Here is a 25,970-nt window from a genome sequence, read left to right on the forward strand (position 1 = left end):
TGAACTCAAGTCCCTCTAAGTGAGACTGTAGAAAGACGTAAAGTCCACTTCAGGAACAAACAGTAGTTCTCTCTTCTTGTGTACTGTTAGATCATTACTATCAGTAGAGCCTTAAGTCTGTACTGCCCGTCACTTCGTGACTCATAGTACAAGCAGTCCGCGTCAGGCTGCGTCTCTGCGCCGCGCTATCTCCAAGACCCGATCACGACCAGGTAATTGGGTTTTTTTCGTCCGGTGCGGCGTAGGCCGCTGGGCAGCCTACAGAACGCCGCTGCTCGCACCGAGCGTACAGGCCAGCGTGCCAGTGCTACCCCTGACTCTGGAGGCGTATTGCGTGTGGCGCCTTGCCATGATCGCGGTAACGCCGAAACATCAGCACGCGAACTTGGAGAGACGGCATTCATTCTTGGAATACCCCGTCAATTCCGAAGGCTTCCAGCTTGTCGGCCGGCCACGACCACATGACCAGCATCCCAGCGTCCAGATCGCGCTGAACATCGGGTGGGGGATTGGTCAGCATGGCCATATCGATGCCGTGGGAATGATAGAACGCCCTGAACGCCTCTTGTTCGGAGCGCAGGTGTTGCTTTGCGGCGTCGGGAATACTCATTGCCGCAATGGTGTCGTCGGGGACAGGGCCGCCGTGAAACAAGAGCAAACCTCCCTTGAGAAGGACCTTGTCCTTGCCTGCTAGAAACAGAAATTGCGCACACGAGGACGCGCAGCGCTCGCCAACCACGACCGAGGCGTTGAGCTTCTCGATTTCGTTGGCGATGTCGATAGCCGACTGAAGTTGACCCCCATCACTTGATAGGACGACGTGGGAAACCTGGTCACCCACGTTGGCAAGCTCGTTGAGCTTCTTGCGGACTGCGCTGGCGAGCGATCCGTTGATATTGCCGACGATGCACAGCGAGTGCGTTTCCTGCGAGTAGGTAACGTGTGCCAGAAGCGGATTGGTGCTGGCCGATTCAGCCTTGCAAGCCGTAAAAGCCGCCCTGGCTTCGACGAACCGGGCCTCATCCCTCGGTTCGCTCGCGGTTTGCGTGCCAATGAACAACAACAGTGTACTCAGGTATCGAATGATGATGGCTGCGGTCATTGCGGTTTCTCGGAAAAGAGAACGCGCGGGGACGGACTTCTACCCCCGCGCGACCTTCCAGCAGTCGAACTCAATCGCTCTTGCAGGTGGCCTTGACCGTATTGCCAGAGGTCGTCGTTTCCAGCGAGGTGCCGGCCGGACAGGAGCAGACGGTCGTATAGACGGTGGCCGAGACCCCGTTTGAACCCGTGATCGTGGCGGACATGACCGTGCAGGTAGGGGCGGTATCGCCGCCGGCGACGGAGCGAAGTTCGTTGGGGGAAAGCATGCGCATGGTGTCTTCTCCTGAGACGTTTACTTGGGAATGCACATCACTGTGACCGTTTCCGTCGAAAGAACGGTTACGGTCATCACCGTGTTGGCAGGACAGGTGATGGTGGTAGTGGAGCCGTTGGTTGTTGGTTGGGGTGGCGGGGAGGGCGGGGGAGTGTCTGCACCGCCGGCGATGAGCGCGAGTCGTTCCTTGGGAATCACCTCCATGTCAGCTCTTCTTCTCGACGATTTCGCCTTTCATGCAGGTCACTGACACCTGATTTTCCAGGACGCTCGTGATCGCCAGGGTGCCCGTCGGACATGTCATGGTCGTTGTATTGCCGGAGGTGGTCGTTTGGGGTGGTTGAGTGGTGGGGGTAGATCCAGTACCCCCGGTCACGCGCACCAGCTCGCTTGGCGGAATAAGACGCATCAAACTCTCCTTTTGGATTTGGATGGCCGGTGCCGTTAGCTCGTCAAGATCAAGTGGCCATCACTGCTCGTCCTTGATGCTCCAATGCCAAATGCGTGATTGCGGCATTTGTCGCAATGTATCGGCGTAGAAGTCCGTCGTCCTGATGCCCGGTGTTTCAGCACCATGAACGAAGGGCTTCGACGATTTCACGGTTGCAGAGCAATAGAGTCGTGTCAATTAACATTGACGCTGATGAGGCGCACGAACGCTTTGAATAGCCGGCAGCGCCATGCAGGGTAATGGCAGGAGACGGTGATGTAGGGAATTCCCTATATGCGGATGCGGCATCTTCCTGTCCTGCGACGCGTCAAGAAGTAGATGTGGTTGGCGGACGTCTCACGGATGGCGTGCTGGAAACGCACCCGGATAGCTTCACCGAGTTCGACGTCATGCAGTTCAACGTACTCACTGCACCCAGGATGCCTTGGTGCTGCGGACCGGGGAAACCAGGGTTGAATGGACTCAGGCGTCCGAAACCACCACGTTGGCGCGGGTCTGTCGTTGAACAGACTGTGCGGGGCGCGAACCGGTTCGGATTCGCCCGTGCCACACCCTAGAGAAAGGGCATCCACTCGCCGAGTACCCGCTGCCCATCAGGCGAGGTTGACCGGCTCGCACGGCATGCAGCGCTTCCTGCCGTCAGAAGTATTTCTTGAAACTTCCTGCCGCGCTATTCCTCGCAAGTCCAAGGAGTGCGGCACTTGGCAGCGGGATCAGCAAGGGATGCAGTGACACCGGCGGCAAGGTAGATGACCCCACGGCAACACGGCCAGCGGCATCAGGGCGGCCTTCGCGCGGTGGTAGACAAAGCCTGTTTCGCGGCCGGCTCCGAGCTTGCGGATGTCCCGCCGCACCGGGTCGTCAATCGGGCCAACGAAGGAGGCCAGCAGAAACAGCGGTATGGCGCCGCGCGTGAACTGCTCGGACAGTTGGGTGGGTTCGTAGTCGAGCATGCCTTATCGAGGTGCACAGCGCCCCGAGCGGGCTATGGGTGACCATTGGCTCTCAAAGCGGCCCATGTCACCGCCGGATGTGTGTAAATTGTTTTTAAAATCAAATATGTAGGAGCGGGTTGTTGTTCCCGTCACCTGAGCCACCTTTTCTCCCCCCTCCCATGTCACCGGGCCGTTATCCACGATTGCCGGGGGCGTGCGATCCTGTTGCCGTCCCCACGGCATACGCCCCATGAAACTGGCCATCCTTTCGCGCAACAGCAAGCTGTACTCCACCCGGCGCCTGGTCGAAGCGGCACGCGAACGCGGCCACTCGGTGCGCGTGCTGGATCCGTTGCGCTGCTACATGCGCATCGCCTCGCATGGTTTCGCCATGCATTACATGGGCAAGCCCATCGCCGGCTACGCGGCGGTGATTCCACGCATCGGCGCGTCGGTGACGCGTTACGGCACGGCGGTGCTGCGGCAGTTCGAACTGATGGGCAGTTTCAGTCCGAATCCGTCCGACGCCATCCTGCGCGCGCGCGACAAGCTGCGCGCGCACCAGTTGCTGGCGGCGCAGGGCATCGGCCTGCCGATCACCGTGTTCGGCGACAACCCGGACGACACCACCGACCTGCTGTCGATGCTCGGCCCGCCGCCGCACGTCATCAAGCTCAACGAGGGCGCGCAGGGCGCCGGGGTGATGCTGACCGAGAAGCCGTCGGCCTCGCGCAGCGTGGTCGAGGCGCTGCGCGGGCTGTACGCCAACTTCGTGGTCCAGGAATTCATCGGCGAGGCCGAGGGCGCCGACCTGCGCTGCTTCGTGGTGGGCGGACGGGTCATCGCATCCATGCGCCGCCAGGCGCCGGAGGGCGACTTCCGTTCCAACCTGCATCGCGGCGGCACCGCCGAGGCGGCCCCGGCGACCGAGGAGGAGCGGGCGGTCGCAGTGCGGGCCGCGCAGGTGCTGGGCCTGGGGGTGGCCGGGGTCGACCTGATCCGCTCCCACCGCGGTCCGCTGGTGCTGGAGGTCAACTCGACCCCCGGCCTGGAAGGCATCGAGGCGGTCTGCGGCGTGGACGTGGCAGGGGCCATCGTCGACCACCTGGCGGATGGGGCCGCCTGTTCAGGCTGAACCTGCGCCTGAACAGGGCGATTTCACGCAGAATTAACGCGGTCTTTAACGGTTTTTTAGTCGAAATCCGCGTAGCCTTGCCCGACCGATAAGCTCTGCGTCTTCCCTGGATTGGGTTACTTCTGGAAAGCACAGGATTACGGTAATCGGGGCACATCTTGGCCCAGGTCGGCGCCCGCCGGCCTGGGCTTTTTCTTGGCCGGGAGGCGGCGCTGCAAGGCCCGGCACGCTGCACGCGGGCCATGCAGGGAGAATTTGTTAAATTCGGGGTCTCACTTCTGGAACCGCGGCCCGCGCGACGGGTCGAATGGATCCCAACACAGGAACCGCCATGCGTATTCTGGTCATTGAAGACAACAGCGACATCGCCGCCAACCTCGGGGACTACCTGGAGGAACGCGGCCACACCGTGGATTTCGCCGCCGACGGCGTCACCGGCCTGCACCTGGCCGTGGTCCACGAATTCGACGCCATCGTGCTGGACTTGAACCTGCCGGGCATGGACGGCCTGGAAGTCTGCCGCAAGCTGCGCAACGAAGCGCGCAAGCAGACCCCGGTGCTGATGCTCACCGCGCGCGATTCACTGGACAACAAACTGGCCGGCTTCGACTCCGGCGCCGACGACTACCTGATCAAGCCGTTCGCCCTGCAGGAGGTGGAAGTCCGCCTCAACGCGCTGTCGCGGCGCGGCAAGGGCGTGCAGACCCGGGTGCTGGAAGTCGGCGACCTGGAATACAACCTGGACACCCTGGAAGTGCGCCGGCAGGGCAAGCTGCTGCAGCTCAACCCGACCGCGCTGAAGATCCTGCAGGCGTTGATGGAAGCCTCCCCGGCGGTGGTCACCCGCCAGGAACTGGAGACCCGCGTCTGGGGCGAGGAACTGCCGGATTCGGATTCCCTGCGCGTGCACATCCATGGCCTGCGCGCGGTGGTCGACAAGCCCTTCGAGACCCCGCTGATCCAGACCCGTCACGGCATCGGCTACCGGATCGCCGCGCCCGATGGCAACGGCTGAGCGGCGGCAACCGGCCGCCCGGCGCGCGGCCAAGTTCCGCCACCGGCTGCGCACCCGCATCATCCTCTCGTTCTTCCTGCTGGGCACGGGCCTGACGGGCCTGTTTGCCTACTTGACCGACGTGACGCGCCAGCGCGTGGAAAACGAGCTGGTCGAAGACGTGATGAATCAGAACATCGATAAGTCATGGCAGCTATACCAGCTGAACCCGGACAACGTAGTGCTGCCAGTGCAGCAGATGCGTGCCCGCATCGTCAGGCCCGACGGATTCGAGCGCCTGCGCGCCGACCAGCCCGACTGGTACGACTTCAAGGACGGCATCCACAACCTCAGCGGCATCGACGAAAACGGGCAGCCGTATTCGTACAAGCTGGCGGTGCGCAAGACGCCCGAGGCATGGTTCTTCCTGGCTTACGACATGACACAGTCGCGCAAGGGCGAAATGCAGCTCAAGCGATGGTTGTATCTGTCGGTCATACTGTTCGGCGCGCTTTCGCTGATCATCGGCTGGTGGTCCGCTTCCCGCGTGATGAGTCCAGTGTCGAGCCTGGCGCGACGGCTGCGCGCCTACAAGGGCAGCAGTGATCCCAAGCCGCTGGCCCCGCATTTCCCGGAAGACGAGGTGGGTGAACTGGCCAAGGCGCTGGACGACTACTCCGACCGCCTGACCGAAGTGGTCCAGCGCGATCGTGAGTTCAATGCCGATGTTAGCCACGAACTACGCACCCCGCTGGCGGTCATCCGTGGTTCGGTCGAACTGATGCTGTCCCGCCAGGATCTGGACGAGAAGACTCGTACCCGCATCCAGCGCATCCAACGTGCGGAACAGCAATGCACCGATCTGATCAGTGCGCTGCTGCTTCTTTCGCGCAGCGAACGTGGACACGGCAACACTGACGTTGGTCGGGTCGCTGAGCAATTGCTGGATGCACATCGGGCTCAGCTTGGCGGGAAGAAACTCGAACTTCGCGTGGAAGGCGAAGGTGAGGTGAAGATAGATGCGCCGGAAGCGGCTCTGTCGGTCGCACTTGGAAACCTGATCGGCAATGCGGTCAAGTACACCCCCGATGGCGAGGTGATAGTACGACTGCTGCCGGCCGCGGTCGAAGTGGAGGATTCCGGCCCTGGGCTGAGCAAGGAAGATGCTGCGCGCCTGTTCGAGCGGGGCTATCGAGGCACCCACGCCGGGCACTCGCAGGGTGGTGGTATCGGTTTGTCGATCGTCAGCCGACTGTGCGCGTTGTACGACTGGCAGGTCAGTGTCAGGCCCGGAGATACAAAGGGCGTTGTCGCAAGGTTGGTTTTCTCTCCCACCAAAGATACAGGCGGGGGGGCAGCTGGAAAGGAACAGACGTTAGATTGAGTGGTGTCTGGTCTTTATCTAGGGTGTGTGACACCACTAATTTTGGCTGGCGTTTCCTTGATTTGACGAAACCCGACTCTGTAGTTTCGCAGGTGCACTGAACCCATGTGCACTTTCCTAACTATGGAGAATCCCATGATCGGTATTCACAACATTGTTCGTTCAATTTTATTGATATCGATGTTGTTTGTTGGTTTAGGTCTGCAAAGTGGTCTGCTCAACCTCGCGGTGGCTTCAGAGCCAGAGGTGATGGAAATTCCCGATATCCAGGAAGACCGGAGTGGCGAGGAAAATTGCTCGCCCCTCTCGACCTCAGTGGATTCTGACGACGCCTTGTATGCCGGTGGAAAGGGACCTTTGCGGGACAAGGATGATCCGGATTGCATGTGTGTCCCCCTTCCGGGTTGCGCAGACGACCCGGTGTGTCCGTGTGTTCGTTATTGTCAGTGGATCTAGTTGGATTTGAGCGGGCCAGTTGAGCAAGCTGGCCCGCTTACAAAGTGATCCAGAAACAGTTATAGGCACGCCGCAGCCCGAACACGGTTCGAGAAGGCGTGGCGCTGTTCTTCAGGGTCTGCTCCAGGCGCAGGCCGACCGGTCGCTGCGGCGTGGTCTGCGGGTAGTAGCCGTCGAGGTTGGCATCCACCACGCTGCCGTCCTCGGCCAGCACCGGCGCGGTGGGACGGATCGGGACGATGTCGATCAGCGGTCGCTGCACGACCGCTTCCAGTTGGTCCAGGATCCGGTTGGCGGAGGCGTCGGAAATGCCGCTCCATTGATAGATGCCGGCCAGGCGGTTGACGTCGTGGGCGTCGACCGCCGCGGTGATCTGGGAGACCAGATCGCTGAGGGTCCGCGAACAGGTGCCGCGGTACAGACCCGAGGAACCGCGCACGGAACTGGATGCGGGATCGGGCAGGCGGTCCATCGCGCCGATGTCCTCGCAGCGCTTGTCGGTGTAGACGGTCTCGCCGCTCATGGTGGTGCAGCGCTGCACCGGATCCTGCGCCTGCGCGCGCGGGATTCCACCGGACCAGGCCAGGCAGGCGGCGAACAGCATCAGGACGGGGAATCGCATCGCGCCAGCCTACCGGCCGGCGCGTGATCCGCCAATGCTTCCAGCCGTCACTTGGTCGTGACGGGAGCGCCGCGCCGTCGGCGTGCGGCTTCAGCGGCCCAGGCGGCTCAGCACGGCCTGGGTCGGCTTGGCCAGGTTGAGCGTATAGAAGTGCAGCGACGGCGCGCCGCCGGCGACGAGCTGATCGCACAGGCGCGCGACCACGTCGGCACCGAATTCGCGAATGCTGTCCGCGTCATCGCCGTAGGCCTGCATGCGCTTGCTGATCCAGCGTGGAATCTCGGCGCCGCAGGCTTCGGAGAAGCGCTTGAGCTGGGAGAAATTGGAGATCGGCATGATGCCGGGCACGATCGGGATGGTCACGCCGATCCTGCGCGCCGCGTCGACGAAGTGGAAATAGGCGTCGGCGTTGTAGAAATACTGGGTGATGGCGCCGTCGGCGCCGGCATCGACCTTGGCCTTGAAGTACTTCAGATCGGTCAGCGCGTCGTCGGACTGCGGATGCGTCTCGGGATAGGCGCCGACTTCGATGTGGAAGCTGTCGCCATGCTCGGCGCGGATGAACGCGATCAGTTCGGAGGCGTAGCGCAGGTCGCCCGGATGGCCCATGCCCGAGGGCAGGTCGCCGCGCAGGGCGACGATGCGCTTGCAGCCGATGGCGCGATACAGCTTGAGCAGCTCGCGGATCTCCTCGCGGCTGCCGCCCACGCAGGACAGGTGCGGCGCGGCGGAGAAGCCGTGCTTCTGGTTGAGATGGCGGACCGTCTCGGAGGTATAGCTCAGGGTCGAACCGCCGGCACCGAAGGTGCAGGAGACGTACTCCGGCGCGTAGTCCTTCAGCTTCTCGGCGGTGCGGTCGAGCTGGGCGCGCTGTTCGTCGGTCTTGGGGGGGTAGAACTCGAAACTCAGGGCGGTCATGGGCGGTGCGGGCGACGGGAATGCCGGCATTATATCTCTCCATCAAGATGGATATGCAAACGACGGCCGGAATCGGGAACGGCCACGCGCTACCCTGTGCGGGTTCCTTCACCACGCCCGTCCATGTCCATCGTCCTGACGCCCTTCGCCCGTACCCGCCTGTTTCCCCGGGAAATCCGCCGCAACACCCTCCAGGACTGCACGCCCGAACAGTTCGAACGCCATCTCAACGCGCATGCGCCGTTGAAGGTGCTGGAGGGCTACGCGCCGTTCTGCAAGCTGCACGTGCACGAGAACTGGACTTCCACCCGCTGCCTCACGGTGCCGATCACCGACGCCAACCGCCACCAGCTGCGTTCGGCCTACGAGGCCCGCACGCGCGAGGAGCTGCCGGTGCTGGTGCGCTGGTTCGAGGGCGTGGAGCCGCCGGTGGCCCGCTACCTGGTGGTAATCCTGTACAGCCGCGAGCAGCTGGCGCGCGAAGGCAGTCCCATCGAAGCCGACTGGGGCGTGGTCGGCTGCCTGTACACCACCGAGCCGGAGGAGCTTCCGATGGCGCCCATCACCATGATGCGCAATGCGCTGGGAGTGGAGGAGGGTGGTTCCGGCACGCCGCTGGACCGCGAGGCCTATCGGCGCGCGGTGGCGTTCTGGGAGAACAACGCCAACTGGCGGCCCTGAGCAGGGTGCCCTTCCCGTCGGCGGGAGGGGCGACGCGTCAGCGCGCCCGCCCGAGGCGGGCGACGTGGGCGCCGGTCAGCCGCACCAGCTCATCCGGCGCCAGTTCCACTTCCAGCCCGCGGCGCCCGGCGCTGACGTGGATCGCGGGCAGGGCGCGCGCGCTGGCGTCCAGGAAGGTGCGCAGGCGCTTCTTCTGCCCCAGCGGGCTGATGCCGCCGACCAGGTAGCCGGTGGCGCGTTGCGCGGCGTCCACCGCGGCCATGTCGCAGCGGCGACAACCGGCGGCTTCGGCCAGCGCCTTGAGATCGAGCTGGCCGGCGACCGGCACGATGGCGACCAGCAGTTCGCGGGATTCGGTGGCGGCCAGCAGGGTCTTGAACACGCGTGCCGGGTCCAGGCCCAGCTTTTCCGCGGCCTCGTCGCCGTAGGAGCCGCTGTCGCGGTCATGCGCGTAGGCGTGCACCGTGTGGGCGACGCGTTCGCGCTTGAGCAGTTCGATGGCGGGCGTCATGGCGGAAGGGGGGCGGTGGCGGTGATGACAGGCATCCTGGCTGTCTCCCCGCGCGCGGTCTTGAACCGGATTGCTGGGCCAGACGACAACGGGCGCCCGAAGGCGCCCGTTGCGAGGTACAGCGGATCGGACGAGCCGATCAGTAGCGGTAGTGATCCGGCTTGTACGGACCTTCCACCGGAACGCCGAGGTAGTCGGCCTGGTCCTGGGTCAGCTTGGTCAGCTTGACGCCGATCTTCTCCAGGTGCAGGCGGGCCACTTCCTCGTCCAGGTGCTTGGGCAGGCGGTAGACGGTCTTCTCGTAGCTGTCCTTGTTCGCCCACAGGTCGATCTGGGCCAGGGTCTGGTTGGCGAACGAGTTGGACATCACGAAGCTCGGGTGGCCGGTGGCGCAGCCCAGGTTGACCAGGCGGCCTTCGGCCAGCAGGAAGATCGCGTTGCCGTTGGGGAACACGTACTTGTCGACCTGCGGCTTGATGTTGACCTTCTGCACGCCCGGGAAGTTGACCAGCGCATCGACCTGGATCTCGTTGTCGAAGTGGCCGATGTTGCAGACGATGGCCTGGTCCTTCATCGCCTTCATGTGATCGATGGTGATGATGTCCTTGTTGCCGGTCGTGGTCACGTAGATGTCGGCCGTGCCCAGGGTGTCCTCGAGGGTGTTGACCTCGAAGCCTTCCATTGCCGCCTGCAGCGCGCAGATCGGATCGATCTCGGTGACGACCACGCGGGCGCCGTAGGCGCGCAGCGAGTGCGCCGAACCCTTGCCGACGTCGCCGTAACCGCAGACGACGGCGACCTTGCCGGCGAGCATCACGTCCATCGCGCGCTTCAGGCCGTCGGCCAGCGACTCGCGGCAGCCGTACAGGTTGTCGAACTTGGACTTGGTCACCGAGTCGTTGACGTTGATCGCCGGGACCAGCAGGGTGCCGGCTTCGGCCAGCTGGTACAGGCGGTGCACGCCGGTGGTGGTTTCCTCGGACACGCCCTTCCAGGCCTTGACCACGTCGGTCCAGTAGCCCGGACGCTCCTTGTGGACGCGCTTGAGCAGGTTCTTGATCACCTGTTCCTCATGGCTGGAAGAGGCGGTGTTGACCCAGTCCGAACCGTTTTCCAGTTCATAGCCCTTGTGGATCAGCAGGGTGACGTCGCCGCCGTCGTCGACGACCAGTTCCGGACCCTGCTTGCCGCCGCCGAAGCTCAGCGCGTCGAGCGTGCAGTCCCAGTATTCCTCCAGGCTCTCGCCCTTCCATGCGAACACGGGGGTGCCGGTGGCGGCGATCGCCGCGGCGGCGTGATCCTGGGTGGAGAAAATGTTGCACGAGGCCCAGCGCACGTCGGCGCCCAGGTCGACCAGCGTTTCGATCAGCACGGCGGTCTGGATGGTCATGTGCAGCGAACCGGTCACCCGCACGCCCTTGAGCGGCTTGGCGGCGGCGTGCTTGCGGCGGATGGACATCAGGCCCGGCATCTCGTGCTCGGCGATGTCGATTTCCTTGCGGCCCCAGTCGGCCAGGGAAATGTCGGCGACCTTGTAGTCACCCTCGGTGGAAAACTGGCGTACGGCGTTCATGCGTTGCTCCGGTTAGTGGGCGAGCCTGGGCTCGCATTCTCGACCGGGCGCCGTTACAGAAAAGTCCTGCCGAGCCTGGCCGCGTGCACTTCCCTGGAAGTCGTCACGGTCGCAGCGCCCCTCGGCGAGGGTGGCCATTATATCGGTTGTTCCGGATGGAGCGATGGATGGGCCGGGGCATGACCGACGGCCGTGGCCGGGCCCCGCGCGCCGTTGTTAAGCTCGGATGAATCCCCGCCAACGAGAGTCCCGCATGACCCCCATGCCCCGTATCGCCGCCCTGGCCTTGGCGGTCGGCCTGCTGGCCCCGGCCGCCTTCGCGCGCACGCCGGCGTCGGCGCCGCCCGCCAGCGCCGACGCCGGCTACCAGTTGCCGCCGCCGGCCCTGCGCGCCATCGTCGATGCGCCCCGCCGCCCCGACGTTTCGGTCAGCCCGCGCCGCGATCTGCTGGCGTTGATGCAGGTCCCCGCGCTGCCCGGCATCGACGTCGTCGCCCAGCCGGAACTGAAGCTGGCCGGCCTGCGCATCCATCCGCGCAGCCATTCGGCCAGCCGGTTTTCCTTCGGCAGTGATTTCTGGCTGCAGGAAATCGCCTCCGGCAATGAACTGCGCATCCAGGGGTTGCCGCAGCCGCTGTCGATGGTCGGTTTCCGCTGGTCGCCGGATCAGCGTTACATCGCGTTCAATCGCATCGATCCGCAGTCCGCCGCCAACGAGTTGTGGCTGATCGACGTGGCGGCGCGCAGCGCCCGGCGCCTGACCGATCGCGCGCTCAACACGGTGGTGGGACGCGGCTATGCGTGGCTGGGTGACAGCGGCCGGCTGCTGGTGCAGTTGCAGCCGCAGGGACAGGGCGAGCCGCCGGAGCGCAGCCCGGTGCCGTCCGGCCCCAACGTGCAGCAGACCCAGGCCGGTGGCGGCGTGGTGCAGATCCGCACCTACCAGGACATGCTCCGCAACGAAGGCGACGCGCGCCTGCTGGAGTACCAGCTGCGCTCGCAACCCGCGTTGATCGACCTGACCGGCGCGGTGAAGCCGCTGGGCAATCCCGATCTGAACCTGTCGCTGTCGGCTTCGCCGGATGGCCGCTACATCCTGCGCCGTCGCATCGAGCGCCCGTTCTCCTACCTGGTGCCGGTGAGTTCATTCCCCACCCGCATCGAGGTCCTGGACATGCAGGGGCAACTGGTCCACGAAGTGGCGAAACTGCCGCTGATCGAAGGCCTGCCGCCCGGCAATGACGCGGTGCCCGCCGGCGTGCGCGACATCCACTGGCGCGCCGACGCCGATGCCACCCTGGTCTGGGCCGAGGCCCAGGACGGCGGCGATCCGTCGCGCGACGCCGCTATCCGCGACGCGGTGATGATGCAGGCCGCGCCGTTCGAGCGGCCGCCGGTGACCCTGGCGCGGCTGGGCATGCGCCTGGTCGACATCCAGTGGGGCGATGGCCAGCTGGCGCTGATCAGCGAGGCGTGGTGGAAGAACCGCCGGATCCGCGAATGGCGGATCGCGCCGGACGATGCGGCGCAGGCGCCCAAACTGATCCGCGAGGGTTCCTACGAGGACCGCTACCAGGATCCCGGCCAACCGGTGCTCGCGCAGGACGCACGCGGCGAAATGCGCCTGATGATGGCCGCCGATGGCCACAGCATCTTCCGCATCGGCGATGGCGCGTCGCCGGAAGGAGATCGGCCCTTCCTGGACAAGGTCGATCTCGACAAGGGCGATGCGGAAGGCGGCAGGACCCGCCTGTTCCATTCGCAGGCGCCGTACTACGCCGCCCCGGTGGCGCCACTGGACGCCGATGGCAAGCGCCTGCTGATCACCCGCGAATCGCCGGACGAGCCGACCAACCTGTTCGTCAGCGAAGGCGAGGCCGCGCCGCGCGCGCTGACCCGCTTCCCGCATCCCACGCCGCAGCTGAAGGGCGTGAAGAAGCAGCAGGTCCGCTACAAGCGCAAGGATGGCGTGGATCTCACCGCCACCCTGTACCTGCCGCCGAACCATGATCCCAAGCGCGATGGCCGCCTGCCGATGCTGATGTGGGCGTATCCGGCCGAGTTCAAATCCGCCGAGGCCGCCGGCCAGGTCACCGATTCGCCCTATCGTTTCAACGCGGTCAGCTACTGGGGACCGCAGGCATTCCTGGCGATGGGCTACGCGGTGTGGGACGACTTCTCCGTGCCGATCGTGGGCGAGGGCGACAAGGAACCCAACGACACCTACGTGCCGCAGCTGGTCGCCAGCGCCGAGGCGGCGGTGGACGAGGCGGTGCGCCTGGGCGTGGCCGATCGCGATCGCATCGCCGTCGGCGGGCATTCCTACGGCGCGTTCATGACCGCCAACCTGCTCGCGCACACCCGCCTGTTCAAGGCCGGCATCGCCCGCAGCGGCGCCTACAACCGGACGCTCACGCCGTTCGGCTTCCAGGCCGAGGAGCGCAATTTCTGGCAGGCGTCGGAGGTGTACGAAACGATGTCGCCGTTCAACCACGCCGACCGGATCAAGGACGCACTGCTGCTGATCCATGGCGAGCAGGACAACAACTCCGGCACCTTCCCGATCCAGAGCGAGCGCATGTACGCGGCGATCAAGGGACTGGGCGGCACCGCGCGGCTGGTGATGCTGCCCAACGAATCGCACGGCTACCGCGCGCGCGAATCGATCCTGCAGATGCTGGCCGAATCCAACGCCTGGCTCGACCGCTACGTGAAGCAGGCGCCGGAGGCGCCCAAGCGCTGACCCATAGCAGACCGGAGCCGGACCAATTGCGGTCCGGTTCGCCTGTCCCGCGGGACATCGCGGGACAGGCGTGCGGCGGTGCAGCAAACGGCGGCCGAATTGGGGTAGTGTTGGGGACTCACCCCCGCCGTCCGGTCCGCCGCCTCGATGAATTCGCCCCGCAGTCTCGAGTTCGCTCCCCCCGATGTACCGCTTCGCGAAGACGTGCGCCGGCTCGGCGCGCTGGTCGGCGACATGCTGGCCGAACAGGTCTCGCCCGCGTTCCTGGATGAAGTCGAACGCGTGCGCACCACCGCCATCGCGCGCCGCCAGAGCGATGCGCCGCCGCAGTCGCTGGCGGGATTGCTGGCCGGGCTGAAGCCTTCGCACGCCGAAGGGCTGATCCGCGCGTTCAGCGCATACTTCCAGGTGGTCAACATCGCCGAGCGCGTGCATCGCATCCGCCGTCGCCGCGACTACCAGCGCACCGACAGCAGCAAGCCGCAACCGGAAGGCCTGCAGGACGTGTTGCAGCGGCTGCGCGCGCAGGGCGTGGGCGTCGACGAGCTGGCGCAGTGGCTGCCGCGCGTCGACATCGAACCGGTGTTCACCGCGCATCCCACCGAAGCGGTGCGGCGCGCGCTGCTGGAGAAAGAACAACTGATGGTCGCCAGCCTGGTCAACGGGCTGGATGGCACGCGCACGCCCGGCGAACAGGCCACCGACACCGCGCGCTTCCGGATGGCGCTGACCTCGGCCTGGCAGACCGCCGATTCCTCGCCGGTGCGCCCCGGCGTGGAGGACGAGCGCGAGCATGTCGGCTTCTACCTGATCGAAGTGTTGTACCGGGTGATGCCGGTGCTGTACGAAACGCTGGAAAACGCCATTACCCAGGTGTATGGCGAACAATCCGCCATCACCCGCCACCTGCCACGGCTGCTGCGCTTCGGCACCTGGGTGGGCGGTGACATGGACGGCAATCCGAACGTCGACGCCGGCACGATCACCGCGACCCTCAACGCGCAGCGCGCGCTGATCCTGCGCCGCTACATCAAGGAACTGCGCCAGCTCACCACGCTGCTCAGCCAGTCGACCTCGCTGGTCGGTGTGTCACCGGAAGTGACCGCGCGCGTGGACGCGTATCGCGAACTGCTGCCGCAGGCCGCGGCGCAGTCCCGCCCCCGCCACGGCGACATGCCGTATCGCCTGTTCAACGACCTGATGCGGGCGCGCCTGCAGGCGACCCTGGAGGATCGTCCGCAGGGGTATGCCGGCCCGGATGAACTCGCCGACGATGTCGATCTGATCCTGCGCAGCCTGGAAGCCAATCGCGGCATCCATGCCGGCTGGTTCGCGGTGCGCCGGCTGGCCTGGCGCATCCGCAGCTTCGGTTTCCACCTGGCCCGCCTGGACGTGCGCCAGGAATCCAGTGTCCATGCGCGCGCGGTCGCGGCCGCGCTGGGTGATGCGGCATGGGAATCACGCGATGCGGTCGAGCGCGGTGCGTTGCTGGCGCCCTATGCCAGCGGCGAACGGCGGCTGCCGGCGTCGGAGGAAGAAGGCAATCCGCGCCTGGACGCGGTGTTCGCGGCCTTGGGCGATGCGCGCCACCGGCACGGCACCGACGCACTGGGTGCCTACATCATCAGCATGGCGCACAACCGCGCCGACGTGCTCACCGTGCTGGCGCTGGCGCGCCGCGGCGGACTGGTCGACGCGGACGGGCACGTGCCGCTGGATATCGCGCCGCTGTTCGAGACGGTGGACGATCTGCGCCACGGTCCCGACACCCTGCGCGATCTGATGGCCGATCCGGTGTACCGCGCGCACCTGGCCGCGCGCGGCAACGTGCAGATGGTGATGCTGGGCTATTCCGACAGCGGCAAGGACGGCGGCATCGCCGCTTCGCGCTGGGGCTTGCAGCGCGGGCAGGTGGAACTGCTGCAGACCGCCAATGAACTCGGCATCAAGCTGACCTTCTTCCACGGCCGCGGCGGTTCGATCAGCCGTGGCGGCGGCAAGACCACCCGCGCGGTCGATGCCTCGCCGCGCGGCAGCGTCGACGGGCGCCTGCGGGTCACCGAGCAGGGCGAGGTCATCCACCGCAAGTACGGCATCCGCGCGCTGGCGTTGCGTTCGCTGGAACAGGCGGTCGGCGCGGTGCTGGCGTCGTCGCTGCGCCCGCGCCCGCAGGAGCCGCGCGAGCCGGCATGGCGCGCGGTCATGGACACGGTGGCCCGCCACAGCAGCGAGGCCTATCGCGATTTCGTCGGTGCGCCGCGCTTCATGGACTACTTCCGCAGCGCCACGCCCATCGACGTGATCGAGCGCATGACCCTGGGCTCGCGGCCGTCGCGCCGGCTCGGCCAGGACGCGGCGCTGGGCAACCTGCGCGCGATTCCGTGGGTGTTCGCTTGGAGCCAGGCGAGGGCGGTGATTCCCGGCTGGTTCGGCGTGGGCAGCGGCCTGCAGGCCGCGGTGGACGCGCACGGCGAGGACGCGGTGCTGGAGATGGCGCGTGACTGGCCGTTCTTCCGCACCTTCCTCGACGACATTTCGATGGTGCTGGCCAAGGGCGATCTGAGCATCGCGGAGATGTTCTCGCGGATGGCCGGCGACCTGCACGGCGAGTTCTTCCCGCGCATCCAGCGCGAGCATGCGCTGACCCTGCGCTGGGTGCTGCGCCTGACCGGCGACGAATGGCTGCTGCAGCATGATCAGCGACTGGCGCTGTCGATCCGCCTGCGCAATCCGTACATCGATCCGATCAGCGTGCTGCAGGCGGACCTGCTGCGGCGCTGGCGCGAGACCGGGCGCGAGGACGAAACCCTGTTGCGGGCGCTGGTGGCCAGCATCAACGGCGTATCGCAGGGCGTGCAGAACACCGGCTGATATCCGCCTGCCGATCCGGATCCGCCGACCCGCCCGAGGGCGGGGCGATCAGCCCTCGTGCCCGCGCTTGGGCCGGTCCAGTTGCAGATCCAGCCAGCGCAGCAGATCCGCGACCACCCGGCTGCGCTCGGCCTCGGCCTCGTTGTAGATCTCGTGGTACAGGCGCAGGTATTCGTGCGCGCGCAGCTTGCGCTGCGGCGCGGCGGCGGCGAACGCGCGCGAACCGGCGGGATCCACCAGATGATCGTCGGCGGCGAACTGCAGCAGGGTCGGCGTCCTCAAATCCGGCGCCCGCGCGATCACCCGGCGGCCACCGCCGAAAATGAAATGCGCCAGGCGCGCGCTGATCCGGGAATGGTTGAGCGGGTCGTTCCGATACTCATGTTCGACATGCGGATCATGCGAGAGGCGATCCGCATCCAGGCCGGTGCGCAGGGTCAGGTCCGGCCACCAGCCGGCCAGGCAGCGTGCCAGGGCGCGCTGGATGCCACCGGCATGGGTGGCCAGCGCCGGCGAGGAAGCAATCAGGCCACGGGGGATCAGGTCTTCGAGCAGGACGGCCTGCATGGCGACCAGGCCGCCCATGCTGTGGCCGAACAGGAACGGCAGGTCACCGCTTTCGGCGGCATAGGCGTTGAACACCGAGACCGTGTCGCGTGGCAGCCGGGTCAATTCGTCCACGCACCCGCGCGCGCCTTCCGAACGGCCGTGCCCGCGATGATCGTAGGCGCGTACCGCGATGCCGGCGGCGTTCAGTTCTTCGGCCAGCCGCGCATAGCGTCCCGAGTGTTCACCCAGCCCGTGCACCAGCAGCAGGCGCGCACGCGGCCGTTGCAACGGCCAGTCCCGCTGGTGCAGGCGCAGACCGTCACGGGTGAGGAAGGGCGAGATCGGGAGAGCGGTCGGCATGGCGCAACATCGCTTGCGCCCGCGCGACGGTCAAGGGGCGCGGGCATGGAACGTAATGCCCGCGACGGCATCAGCCGTCCAGTTCCGCCCAGCGCTGGTAGGCCAGTTCCAGTTCCTGCTGGAGCGCGGCGAGTTGCTCGTTGGCGCGCTGCAGGCTGGCCGGATCCTGCTGGTAGTAGGCGGGGGCGTTCATCGCCTCGGTGCGGCCGGCGATATCGGCCTCCAGCGCCTCGATGCGCGCGGGCAACTGCTCCAGCTCGCGCGCGTCCTTGTAGCTGAGTTTGCGCCGTGCCGGCGCCGGGCTGGCGGCGGGCGAGGGTGCGGCGATGGATGGCTTCGCCGCCGCCGCTGCTACCGCCGCCGGGCGTTGCCGTAGCCAGTCGCTATAGCCGCCGACGTAGTCGCCCAGGCGGCCTTCGCCCTCCAGCACCAGGGTGCTGGTGACCACGTTGTCGAGAAAGTCGCGGTCATGGCTGACCAGCAGCAGCGTGCCCTTGTAGTCGAGCAGCAGCTCTTCCAGCAGTTCCAGCGTTTCCACGTCCAGGTCGTTGGTCGGTTCGTCCATCACCAGCAGGTTGGACGGCTGGGCGAACAGCTTGGCCAGCAACAGGCGGTTGCGCTCGCCGCCGGACAGCCGGGTGATTGGCGCGCGCGCGCGTTCGGGCGAGAACAGGAAATCCTGCAGGTAGCCGATGATGTGCTTGCGGCTGCCGTTGATCTCGACGAAGTCGCGCCCCTCGGCGACGTTCTCCAGCGTGGTCAGCGATTCGTCCAGCTGGCTGCGGTGCTGGTCGAAATAGGCGATCTGCAGGCCGGTGCCCAGCTTGACCTCGCCCCGCTGCGGCGCCAATTCGCCCAGCAGGATCTTCAACAGGGTGGATTTGCCGGCGCCGTTGGGGCCGATGATGCCGACCCGATCGCCACGCATGATGGTGGTGGACACGGCGTCCAGCAGGACGCGCCCGTCGTAGGCCTGCGACACGTCCGTGGCCTCGATGACCTTGCGCCCGGACGCCTGCGCCGCGGCCGCTTCCATCCTGACGTTGCCGGACAGTTCGCGGCGCTGGGCGCGTTCGCGGCGCATCGCCTTGAGCGCGGTGACGCGGCCTTCGTTGCGGGTGCGCCGTGCCTTGATGCCCTGGCGGATCCAGACTTCCTCCTGCGCCAGCAGTTTGTCGAAGCGCGCGTTCTCCTGCGCCTCGGCGTGCAGGCGCTCCTCGCGCCGGCGCAGGTAGTTGTCGTAGTCGCCCGGCCAGCTGGTGAGCTGGCCGCGATCGATTTCGACGATGCGGGTGGCCAGCGAACGCAGGAAGCTGCGATCGTGGGTGACGAACACCAGGCTGCCCTCGAACTGCTTGAGGAAACCCTCCAGCCAGGCGATCGCCTCGATGTCCAGGTGGTTGGTCGGCTCGTCCAGCAGCAGGATGTCGGGTTTGCGCACCAGCGCCTGGGCCAGGAGCACGCGCCGCTTCATGCCACCGGACAGGGCGGCGAAGTCGGCGTCCTCGGGCAATTCCAGCCGGGTCAGCACCTGCTGCACGCGGCGGTCCAGGTCCCAGCCGTGACGGGCCTCGATCTGCGCCTGCGCCTCGCCCAGCGCGGCCATGTCGCCCTCGGCCAGCGCGTGGTGATAGCGCGCCAGCAGCGCGCCCAGATCGCCCAGGCCCTGGGCGACCACGTCGAACACGCTGCCGGCGGTGTCCTGCGGGACCTCCTGGGCCATGCGCGCGACCACCACGCCGCCCTGGATCCGGATTTCGCCGTCGTCGGGCCGGATTTCACCGGCCATCAGCCGCATCAGGGTGGACTTGCCGGCGCCGTTGCGACCAACGATGCAGACGCGCTCGCCGGCTTCGATGGACAGATCGACGTGTTCGAGAAGGAGCGGACCGCCGACGCTGAAGTCGACCCGCTGGAATTGCAGAAGGGACATGCCGCCATTGTACCCGGCCGCCCCGCGCGATCCGCGCGTCGCGGGCGGGGCGGTCCACTTCCATCACGGGGCCGGTCCGCAGCCCGGAACCCGCGGGGTCCTACTGGAACCCGTAGCGGACCACGTGGAAGAAGATCGGCGCGGCGAACACCACCGAGTCCAGGCGATCCAGCATGCCGCCGTGGCCCTCGATCATCTCGCCCCAGTCCTTGGCCCCCAGGCTGCGCTTGACCGCCGACAGCGCCAGCCCGCCGAGGAAGCCGCACAGCATGATGAGCAGCGACAGCAGCCCGGACTGCAACGGCGTGAACGGGGTGATCCACCACAGCGCCGCGCCCACCCCGGCGGCGGACAGGCCGCCGCCGATCAGGCCTTCCACCGTCTTGGACGGACTGACCAGTGGCGCCAGCAGGTGCCGGCCGAACAGTTTGCCGAACACGTACTGCAGCACGTCGCTCAACTGCACCACCAGCAGCAGGTACAGCAGCAGCATCAGGTTCTGGCCCTCGTAGCTGGGGATGCGCAGCAACAGCAGCGCCGGGGCGTGGCTGAGGCAGTACACCGCCAGCATCAGGCCCCACTGGACCTTGGCGCTGCGCGCCAGGAAGTCCTCGGTGTCGCCCGACAACGCCGACACCGCCGGCAACAGCAGGAAGCCATATACCGGAATGCACACCACGAACAGGCCGTACCAGTCGACGCCGATCAACCAGTACTGCAGCGGGATGGCGATGTAGAAGCACAGGCACAGCGCCAGGTGATCGCCGCGCCGGGTCGGGGTGAGGCTGATGAATTCGCGTAGGGCCAGGAACGAGAGCAGGCCGAACAGGATCAGCGTCGCCACCTTGCCGAGCAGGAAGCAGGCCGCCAGCACCGCCGCCATCACCCACCAGGCGCGGATGCGCGCGTTGAGGTTGTCGATGACCGGTCCGGGCCTGCGCAGGTGCAGCAGCCAGCCAATCAGGCTGGCCAGCAGCAGCAGCGCGCCGATGCCGCCCATCACGCCCCAGAACGTCTGCGGCGCGCGCGCGATGGCGGCCTGCAGGAAGCCGCCCACCGGCAGATCGGTCGCGATCAGGGTCATGCCAGCGCCACCACCGCCGCGCGGGCGCGTTCCAGGAAGGCGTCCTTGTCCTCGTCCGGCCGCAGCGCGACCGGTGCGCCGAAGCGCACGCTGCACACCAGCGGCACCGGCACCAGGCTGCCCTTGGGCAGGCAACGCCGCGCGTTGTCCAGGTAGACCGCGATGAGTTCGACCTGCGGATACCGGCGCGCCAGATGGAACAGCCCGGACTTGAACGCCTGCGGATGGATGTCGTGGTTGCGGGTGCCTTCCGGGAACAGGATCAGCGAATCGCCGGCGTCCAGCGCCTGGTACAGCGGTTCCAGCAGATCCTGCTCGGGCCTGCTGCGCTGGCGATCGATCAGCACCGCGTTGAAACCGTGCCGGGCCAGCCAGCGCCGCGGGCCATGGCCCCAGTAGTCGCGCGCGGCGACCGGGCGCGTATGCGCGCGCAGGGGCGGCGGCAACGCGGCCCACAGCGCCACCGTGTCGATGTGGCTGGCGTGGTTGGCGAAATAGATCCGCTGGCGCGGTTCCGGCCGGGATCCCTGCCAGCGCGGATACGCGCCGAAGAACAGATGGGCCAGGCCGGCGAGCAGGCGCGATCCCATCAGGCGTTCCCGCGCAGTCGGGCGGCGATCGCGCGGGTGCGGGTGACGCAGGTCAGCAGCGAGCCGATCGCGATGATCCACGCCGCCGCAGGCAGCACACACGCGGTGTCGATGAGGAAGCGCTCGCCGACGGCGAGCAGGCAGGCCGCGGTCAGCACCGCCATGCGGTGCTGCTTGGCCATCGGCCCGCGGAAATCCTGGGGCAGGCCGAGGCTGCCGCCGGACACGCGCACATAGGCGGTGAGCGCGGCCAGCAACGCGCCCAGCCAGCCCAGCCAGGGCAGGCCGGCGGCGTAGCCCAGGCCGATGATCAGCAGCGAATCGGCGATCCGATCGGGAAATTCGTTGTACAGCGCGCCGGTGGGCGTCTGCTTGCCGCCTTCCATCGCGACCATGCCGTCCAGCAGGTTGCACAACAGGCGCAACTGCACGCACGCGGCGCACAGTAGCAGGCCGGCGGTGGAGGGCGCCCACGCCAGCATTGCCGCGCCGACCGCCGCGAAGAAGATGCTGAGCACCGAGATCTGGTTGGGCGTGACGCTCGAGCGCGCCAGCGCCGCGCTCAGTGCGCGCGCCCAGCCGCTGCCGCGCGCGGCGATCGGTCGTCGTTCGGATGAGTTCCCCATGACGGGAGAATAGACGAAATGCGCGGGACGGGCCGGCCAGAGCGATGTATCCGCGACGTCGCCGGAAAAAGAAAAACCCCGCCGGGGCGGGGTTTTTCGGAGCGCGTCGCGTCGGCGGCCTTACTTCAGGCCGGCATCCTTGCGCAGGGCTTCGGCGCGATCGGTCTTTTCCCACGAGAACGCGGTGGCGGTGTGCTTCTTGCCGGCGCCGTCGACGTAGCTGATCTCGTGCGGCTTGCGGCCGAAGTGGCCGTAGGACGCGGTGGCCTGGTACATCGGATGGATCAGGTCCAGCATCTGGATGATGCCGTACGGACGCAGGTCGAAGTGCTTGCGGATCAGCTTCTCGATCTTGTCGTCGCTGATCTTGCCGGTGCCGAAGGTGGTCACCGAGATCGAGGTCGGCTCGGCCACGCCGATGGCGTAGGAGACCTGCACTTCGCAGCGATCGGCCAGGCCGGCGGCGACCACGTTCTTGGCGACGTAGCGCGCGGCGTAGGCGGCGGAACGATCCACCTTCGACGGATCCTTGCCCGAGAACGCGCCACCACCATGGCGGGCCCAGCCGCCATAGGTGTCGACGATGATCTTGCGGCCGGTCAGGCCACAGTCGCCCACCGGGCCGCCGATGACGAACTTGCCGGTCGGGTTGATGTGGAACTTGGTGCCCTTGTGCAGCCACTTGGCCGGCAGCACCGGCTTGAGGATGGTCTCGCGCACGGCCTCGATCAGATCCTTCTGCTTGACGTCCGGATCGTGCTGGGTCGACAGCACCACCGCGTCGATGGCAACGGCCTTGCCGTTTTCATAGCGCAGGGTGACCTGGCTCTTGGCGTCCGGGCGCAGCCACGGCAGCGGCGAATTCTTCTTCTTGCGCACCTTGGCCTGCTGTTCGACCAGGCGGTGCGACAGGTGGATGGCCGCCGGCATGTAGCTGTCGGTTTCATTGGTGGCGTAGCCGAACATCAGGCCCTGGTCGCCCGCGCCCTGTTCTTCCGGCTTCTTGCGATCCACGCCCTGGTTGATGTCCGGGGACTGCTTGCCGATCAGGTTCAGCACGCCGCAGGTGGCGCCGTCGAAGCCGACGTCGCTGCTGTCGTAGCCGATGTCCAGGATCACCTTGCGGGTCAGCGCTTCCAGATCGATCCACGCGGAGGTGGTGATCTCGCCGGCCACGATGGCCACGCCCGTCTTGACCAGGGTCTCGCAGGCCACGCGGGCGCGCTTGTCCTGGGCCAGGATGGCGTCCAGCACGGCATCGGAAATCTGGTCGGCGACCTTGTCCGGATGGCCCTCGGAGACCGATTCGGACGTGAACAGGTAGTTGGACATCGGGCTTATATCCCTGTATTCGGATGAAAAGATGGGCGCGAATGATACACGCGCCGGGCGGTGCGTGCATTCTGCGCCGTTCAGGATGTTCCTTGCGTTAAGCCGGACAGGCCGGAGGGCGCGTCCAGGGCTGTCATGGAACCGCCACGCCACTGCCATCGGGCTGTCGCGCCGCCGGCGCAGGCTTCGCGGCGAAACCCGCCGTCCCCGGCCGGATCCGAGCGACCATGCGCCCGCTGGAACAGCAGATTGCCGAACGCTATCCCCACTGGTTCCGTGGCCGCCGCGCCGGCCTGACCCGGCCGCTGCTGCGCACCCTGGGCCGCTGGTCGCGGCTGGACCGGGCCTACGCCTTCCTGGCCGAACATGCCCATCTGCGCGACTTCGCCTTCCTGCAGGCGGCCATCGATTTCCTCAACCTGCGTTACACGGTCGAGCCGGCCGAACGCGCGCGGGTGCCAGCGACCGGTCGCCTGCTGATCGTCGCCAACCATCCCTCCGGCGCGCTGGACGCGATGGCGCTGCTGGACTTCGTCGGCGGCATCCGTCGCGACGTGCGGATCGTGGCCAACGACCTGCTGTCCAGCATCGACAATCTGTCCGGGCTGCTGCTGCCGGTGCGCATCCTCGGCGGCCAGCCCCGCCCGGAGAGCATCCGCGCGGTCGAACAGGCGCTGGAGGCGGGGCAGTGCGTGATCGTGTTCCCGGCCGGCGAGGTGTCCCGGCTGGGTCCGCGCGGCATCACCGACACGCGCTGGCGGCGCGGCTTCCTGCGTTTCGCCCGCAGCACCGGTACCCCGGTCCTGCCGATCCGGGTGCAGGCGCGCAATTCTGCCTTCTTCTACGGCGCCTCCGCGCTGTTCAAGCCGGCCGGCACCGCGCTGCTGGCGCGCGAGATGTTCAATCGCAGCCAGCGCCGCATCGCCCTGCGGATCGGCACGCCGATGACCATCGCCGCCAACGAGGACAGCCAGGCCGCACTGCAGCGCGTGCGCCGCGCGCTGTACGCGCTGGGCCGGCGCGAGGCCGCGCGCGCCGAAGCGGCCGTGCCGGAACCGCTGGTGCCGCCGGTCGCCCCGGACCACCTGGCGATCGCGGTCGACGCGCTGGAACGGCTCGGCCGCACCACCGACGGCAAGCGCATCTGCGTGGGCCGGCTGGCGCCGGATTCGCCGGTACTGCGGGAAATCGGCCGCCTGCGCGAACGGACCTTCCGCGAAGTGGGCGAGGGCACCGGCAAGCGCCTGGACGTGGACCCCTACGACGCCTGGTACGAGCACATCGTGCTGTGGGACGAACAGGCGCGGAAGATCGCCGGCGCCTACCGGATCGCGCGCGGCGCGCCGGTGCTGGCCGAGCATGGCCTGAAGGGGCTGTATACCGCGTCGCTGTTCCGCTATGCCGACGACGCCCTGCCGCGCATCGCCGAGGGCATGGAACTGGGTCGCAGCTTCGTTGTTCCGGAATACTGGGGTAGCCGCAGCATCGATTACCTGTGGCAGGGCATCGGCGCCTACCTGTCCCGGCACCCGCGGGTGCGCTACCTGTTCGGCGCGGTGTCGATGAGCGCGGCGTTGCCGCGCGACGCGCGCGAGCAGATCGTCTCCTACTACGCGCGCTACTACGGCGTTGACAGCCGGGACGCGGTGTCGCGGCATCCGTTCCGCTATTCCGCGGTGCCGCCCACCTACGGCGAGATGGACGCCGACACCGCGTTCCGCGTGCTCAAGGCCAACCTGGACGCGCTCGGCGCCAGCGTGCCGATGCTGTACAAGCAGTACACGGATCTGTGCGAACCCGGCGGCGCGCGTTTCCTCGCCTTCGGCGTGGATCCGGCCTTCTGCGATTCCATCGACGGACTGATTGAAGTCGACCTGCACCGGATCCGGCCAAGGAAGCGCGCACGCTATCTGCAACCGGCCACCGAGGCGGTGCCGGCGTGAGCCCGCAGGCCGCCGACGCGGGCGTCCGGCGGGCGGTCTTCGTTTCCGACGTCCATCTGGGATCCAAGCACTGCCACGCCGCCGAGTTCGCCGATTTCCTGGCCACGCTGCGCTGCCGCCGACTGTATCTGGTCGGCGACATCGTCGATCTGTGGTGGATGGCGCAGCGCCGCGCCAACTGGGACGCCGCCCATAACCGGGTGATCGAGCAGCTGCACGCGCTGGTCCGCAACGGCACCGAACTGATCTACGTGCCCGGCAACCACGACCGGCCCATCCGCCGCTTCTGCGGCCTGATGCTGCCGGCCATGCAGGTGCGCCGGCGCGCCATCCACGTGACCGCCGACGGCCGCCGGCTGCTGGTCACCCATGGCGACGACTATGACGGCATCACCCATTTCGGTGGCTTGCAGGAAAAGTTCGGCGACTGGCTGTATTACCGCATCCTCACCGGCAACCGCCTGACCAACCGTATCCGTCGCCGCCTGGGCCTGCGCTACTGGTCGCTGGCCGAATACCTCAAGCGCCAGAGCGACGCGGCCGAACGCTACATCGCCCGCTTCGTGCAGGCGGGCCTGGACGACGCGCGCCGGCGTGGGCTGGACGGCATCCTGTGTGGCCATATCCACCGCGCCGCGCTGTTCCAGCGCGACGGCCTGCTGTACGCCAACGACGGCGACTGGGTGGAGAGCCTGACCGCGCTCAGCGAGGAAGCCGACGGCACGATCTGCCTGCTCTCGCACACCGGCCAGGTGCTGACGGAAATCCCGCCACGCCTGCGGCTGGTGGCGCGGGAGCGGCCGGAGGCGAAGGCGGCTTGATGGCCGGCTTGGATTCAGCGCGAACAGCAAATCCCCCGTCGTTCGCTGCGCGGCCGCCACCCCCTTTTTCGCTTTCAACA

General features: G+C 66.9%; 21 protein-coding genes, 1 pseudogene and 1 riboswitch. Of the genes and pseudogenes, 9 read left to right on the forward strand and 13 right to left on the reverse strand.

The features are described from left to right. Nucleotides 1–400: 400 nt before the first annotated feature. The 3 genes and pseudogenes from AC3DE2_RS02215 to AC3DE2_RS02225 all read right to left on the reverse strand — a co-directional run. Complete coding sequence (locus AC3DE2_RS02215; RefSeq protein WP_488424891.1) at nt 401–1,102, reverse strand: ATP-dependent Clp protease proteolytic subunit; 702 nt, start codon at nt 1,100–1,102, stop codon at nt 401–403. 70 nt (nt 1,103–1,172) lie between these two features. Next, on the reverse strand, nt 1,173–1,376 hold the full coding sequence (locus AC3DE2_RS02220) for a hypothetical protein (RefSeq protein ID WP_488424893.1): 204 nt from the start codon (nt 1,374–1,376) through the stop codon (nt 1,173–1,175). A 1,092-nt stretch (nt 1,377–2,468) separates the two neighbouring features. Beyond that, a pseudogene (locus AC3DE2_RS02225) lies at nt 2,469–2,731 on the reverse strand (IncC plasmid conjugative DNA transfer DtrJ family protein); the annotation flags it as partial. Between the two features lie 283 nt (nt 2,732–3,014). On the opposite strand from AC3DE2_RS02225, the gene rimK reads away from it, so the two are divergent. From rimK to AC3DE2_RS02245, 4 genes are all read left to right on the forward strand, one after another. Further along, nucleotides 3,015–3,899, forward strand: coding sequence for a 30S ribosomal protein S6--L-glutamate ligase (rimK, locus tag AC3DE2_RS02230; protein ID WP_295377867.1), 885 nt, complete (start codon nt 3,015–3,017; stop codon nt 3,897–3,899). A gap of 331 nt (nt 3,900–4,230) precedes the next feature. Next, nucleotides 4,231–4,914: a response regulator transcription factor gene (locus AC3DE2_RS02235; protein ID WP_295377865.1), complete on the forward strand. Its 684-nt coding sequence runs from the start codon at nt 4,231–4,233 to the stop codon at nt 4,912–4,914. Beyond that, nucleotides 4,901–6,277 carry a sensor histidine kinase gene (locus AC3DE2_RS02240; protein WP_488424895.1) on the forward strand — a complete coding sequence of 459 codons (1,377 nt, stop codon included), beginning with the start codon at nt 4,901–4,903 and terminating at the stop codon, nt 6,275–6,277. Before AC3DE2_RS02235 ends, AC3DE2_RS02240 begins: the two co-directional genes overlap by 14 nt. 135 nt (nt 6,278–6,412) lie before the next feature. Beyond that, a complete protein-coding gene (locus AC3DE2_RS02245; protein ID WP_488424896.1) occupies nt 6,413–6,733 on the forward strand; it encodes a hypothetical protein in 321 nt (106 codons plus the stop codon). Nucleotides 6,734–6,770: 37 nt separating this feature from the next. On the opposite strand, the gene AC3DE2_RS02250 is transcribed toward AC3DE2_RS02245, so the two are convergent. Both AC3DE2_RS02250 and metF read right to left on the reverse strand, forming a co-directional pair. Then, on the reverse strand, nt 6,771–7,355 hold the full coding sequence (locus tag AC3DE2_RS02250; RefSeq protein ID WP_488424898.1) for a hypothetical protein: 585 nt from the start codon (nt 7,353–7,355) through the stop codon (nt 6,771–6,773). 90 nt (nt 7,356–7,445) lie between these two features. Then, nucleotides 7,446–8,273, reverse strand: a complete 828-nt coding sequence (metF, locus tag AC3DE2_RS02255; protein ID WP_295377859.1) for a methylenetetrahydrofolate reductase [NAD(P)H] — start codon at nt 8,271–8,273, stop codon at nt 7,446–7,448. Between the two features lie 123 nt (nt 8,274–8,396). On the opposite strand from metF, the gene AC3DE2_RS02260 reads away from it, so the two are divergent. Next, nucleotides 8,397–8,954: a DUF3228 family protein gene (locus tag AC3DE2_RS02260; RefSeq protein ID WP_488424899.1), complete on the forward strand. Its 558-nt coding sequence runs from the start codon at nt 8,397–8,399 to the stop codon at nt 8,952–8,954. Nucleotides 8,955–8,991: 37 nt separating this feature from the next. Here AC3DE2_RS02260 and ybaK read toward each other — a convergent pair whose 3' ends face one another. After that, complete coding sequence (gene ybaK / locus AC3DE2_RS02265) at nt 8,992–9,465, reverse strand: Cys-tRNA(Pro) deacylase (RefSeq protein WP_488424901.1); 474 nt, start codon at nt 9,463–9,465, stop codon at nt 8,992–8,994. Between the two features lie 139 nt (nt 9,466–9,604). Then, entirely contained in the window at nt 9,605–11,038 is a 1,434-nt protein-coding gene (ahcY, locus tag AC3DE2_RS02270; protein ID WP_488424903.1) for an adenosylhomocysteinase, read from the reverse strand. Nucleotides 11,039–11,076: 38 nt separating this feature from the next. Continuing rightward, nucleotides 11,077–11,167: riboswitch (S-adenosyl-L-homocysteine riboswitch) on the reverse strand. A 124-nt stretch (nt 11,168–11,291) separates the two neighbouring features. On the opposite strand from ahcY, the gene AC3DE2_RS02275 reads away from it, so the two are divergent. Continuing rightward, nucleotides 11,292–13,781 (forward strand): S9 family peptidase, encoded by a 2,490-nt coding sequence (locus tag AC3DE2_RS02275; RefSeq protein ID WP_488424904.1) that lies wholly within the window; start codon nt 11,292–11,294, stop codon nt 13,779–13,781. Between the two features lie 147 nt (nt 13,782–13,928). Beyond that, nucleotides 13,929–16,652, forward strand: coding sequence for a phosphoenolpyruvate carboxylase (gene ppc / locus AC3DE2_RS02280; RefSeq protein ID WP_488424905.1), 2,724 nt, complete (start codon nt 13,929–13,931; stop codon nt 16,650–16,652). Between the two features lie 48 nt (nt 16,653–16,700). Here ppc and AC3DE2_RS02285 read toward each other — a convergent pair whose 3' ends face one another. The 6 genes from AC3DE2_RS02285 to metK form a co-directional block, all read right to left on the reverse strand. Next, nucleotides 16,701–17,561 carry an alpha/beta hydrolase gene (locus tag AC3DE2_RS02285; RefSeq protein WP_488424907.1) on the reverse strand — a complete coding sequence of 287 codons (861 nt, stop codon included), beginning with the start codon at nt 17,559–17,561 and terminating at the stop codon, nt 16,701–16,703. Nucleotides 17,562–17,631: 70 nt separating this feature from the next. Then, nucleotides 17,632–19,494: an ATP-binding cassette domain-containing protein gene (locus AC3DE2_RS02290; protein ID WP_488424909.1), complete on the reverse strand. Its 1,863-nt coding sequence runs from the start codon at nt 19,492–19,494 to the stop codon at nt 17,632–17,634. 100 nt (nt 19,495–19,594) lie between these two features. Further along, on the reverse strand, nt 19,595–20,494 hold the full coding sequence (locus tag AC3DE2_RS02295) for a phosphatidate cytidylyltransferase (RefSeq protein WP_488425242.1): 900 nt from the start codon (nt 20,492–20,494) through the stop codon (nt 19,595–19,597). Between the two features lie 80 nt (nt 20,495–20,574). Beyond that, a complete protein-coding gene (locus tag AC3DE2_RS02300; protein ID WP_488424911.1) occupies nt 20,575–21,168 on the reverse strand; it encodes a lysophospholipid acyltransferase family protein in 594 nt (197 codons plus the stop codon). Continuing rightward, a complete protein-coding gene (locus tag AC3DE2_RS02305; RefSeq protein WP_488424912.1) occupies nt 21,168–21,794 on the reverse strand; it encodes a CDP-alcohol phosphatidyltransferase family protein in 627 nt (208 codons plus the stop codon). The genes AC3DE2_RS02300 and AC3DE2_RS02305 overlap by 1 nt, the downstream gene beginning before the upstream one ends. A 120-nt stretch (nt 21,795–21,914) precedes the next feature. Further along, a complete protein-coding gene (metK, locus tag AC3DE2_RS02310; protein WP_295375036.1) occupies nt 21,915–23,126 on the reverse strand; it encodes a methionine adenosyltransferase in 1,212 nt (403 codons plus the stop codon). A 227-nt stretch (nt 23,127–23,353) separates the two neighbouring features. Between metK and olsF the strand changes: the two genes are divergently transcribed. Both olsF and AC3DE2_RS02320 read left to right on the forward strand, forming a co-directional pair. Next, a complete protein-coding gene (gene olsF, locus AC3DE2_RS02315) occupies nt 23,354–25,069 on the forward strand; it encodes a bifunctional ornithine lipid synthase OlsF (protein WP_488424914.1) in 1,716 nt (571 codons plus the stop codon). Beyond that, the gene (locus AC3DE2_RS02320) at nt 25,066–25,890 is read left to right on the forward strand and encodes a UDP-2,3-diacylglucosamine diphosphatase (protein WP_488424916.1); all 825 of its coding nucleotides are present in this window, start codon (nt 25,066–25,068) and stop codon (nt 25,888–25,890) included. Before olsF ends, AC3DE2_RS02320 begins: the two co-directional genes overlap by 4 nt. Nucleotides 25,891–25,970 lie beyond the last annotated feature (80 nt).

The organism is Pseudoxanthomonas sp. 68-E7 (genome assembly GCF_057773145.1).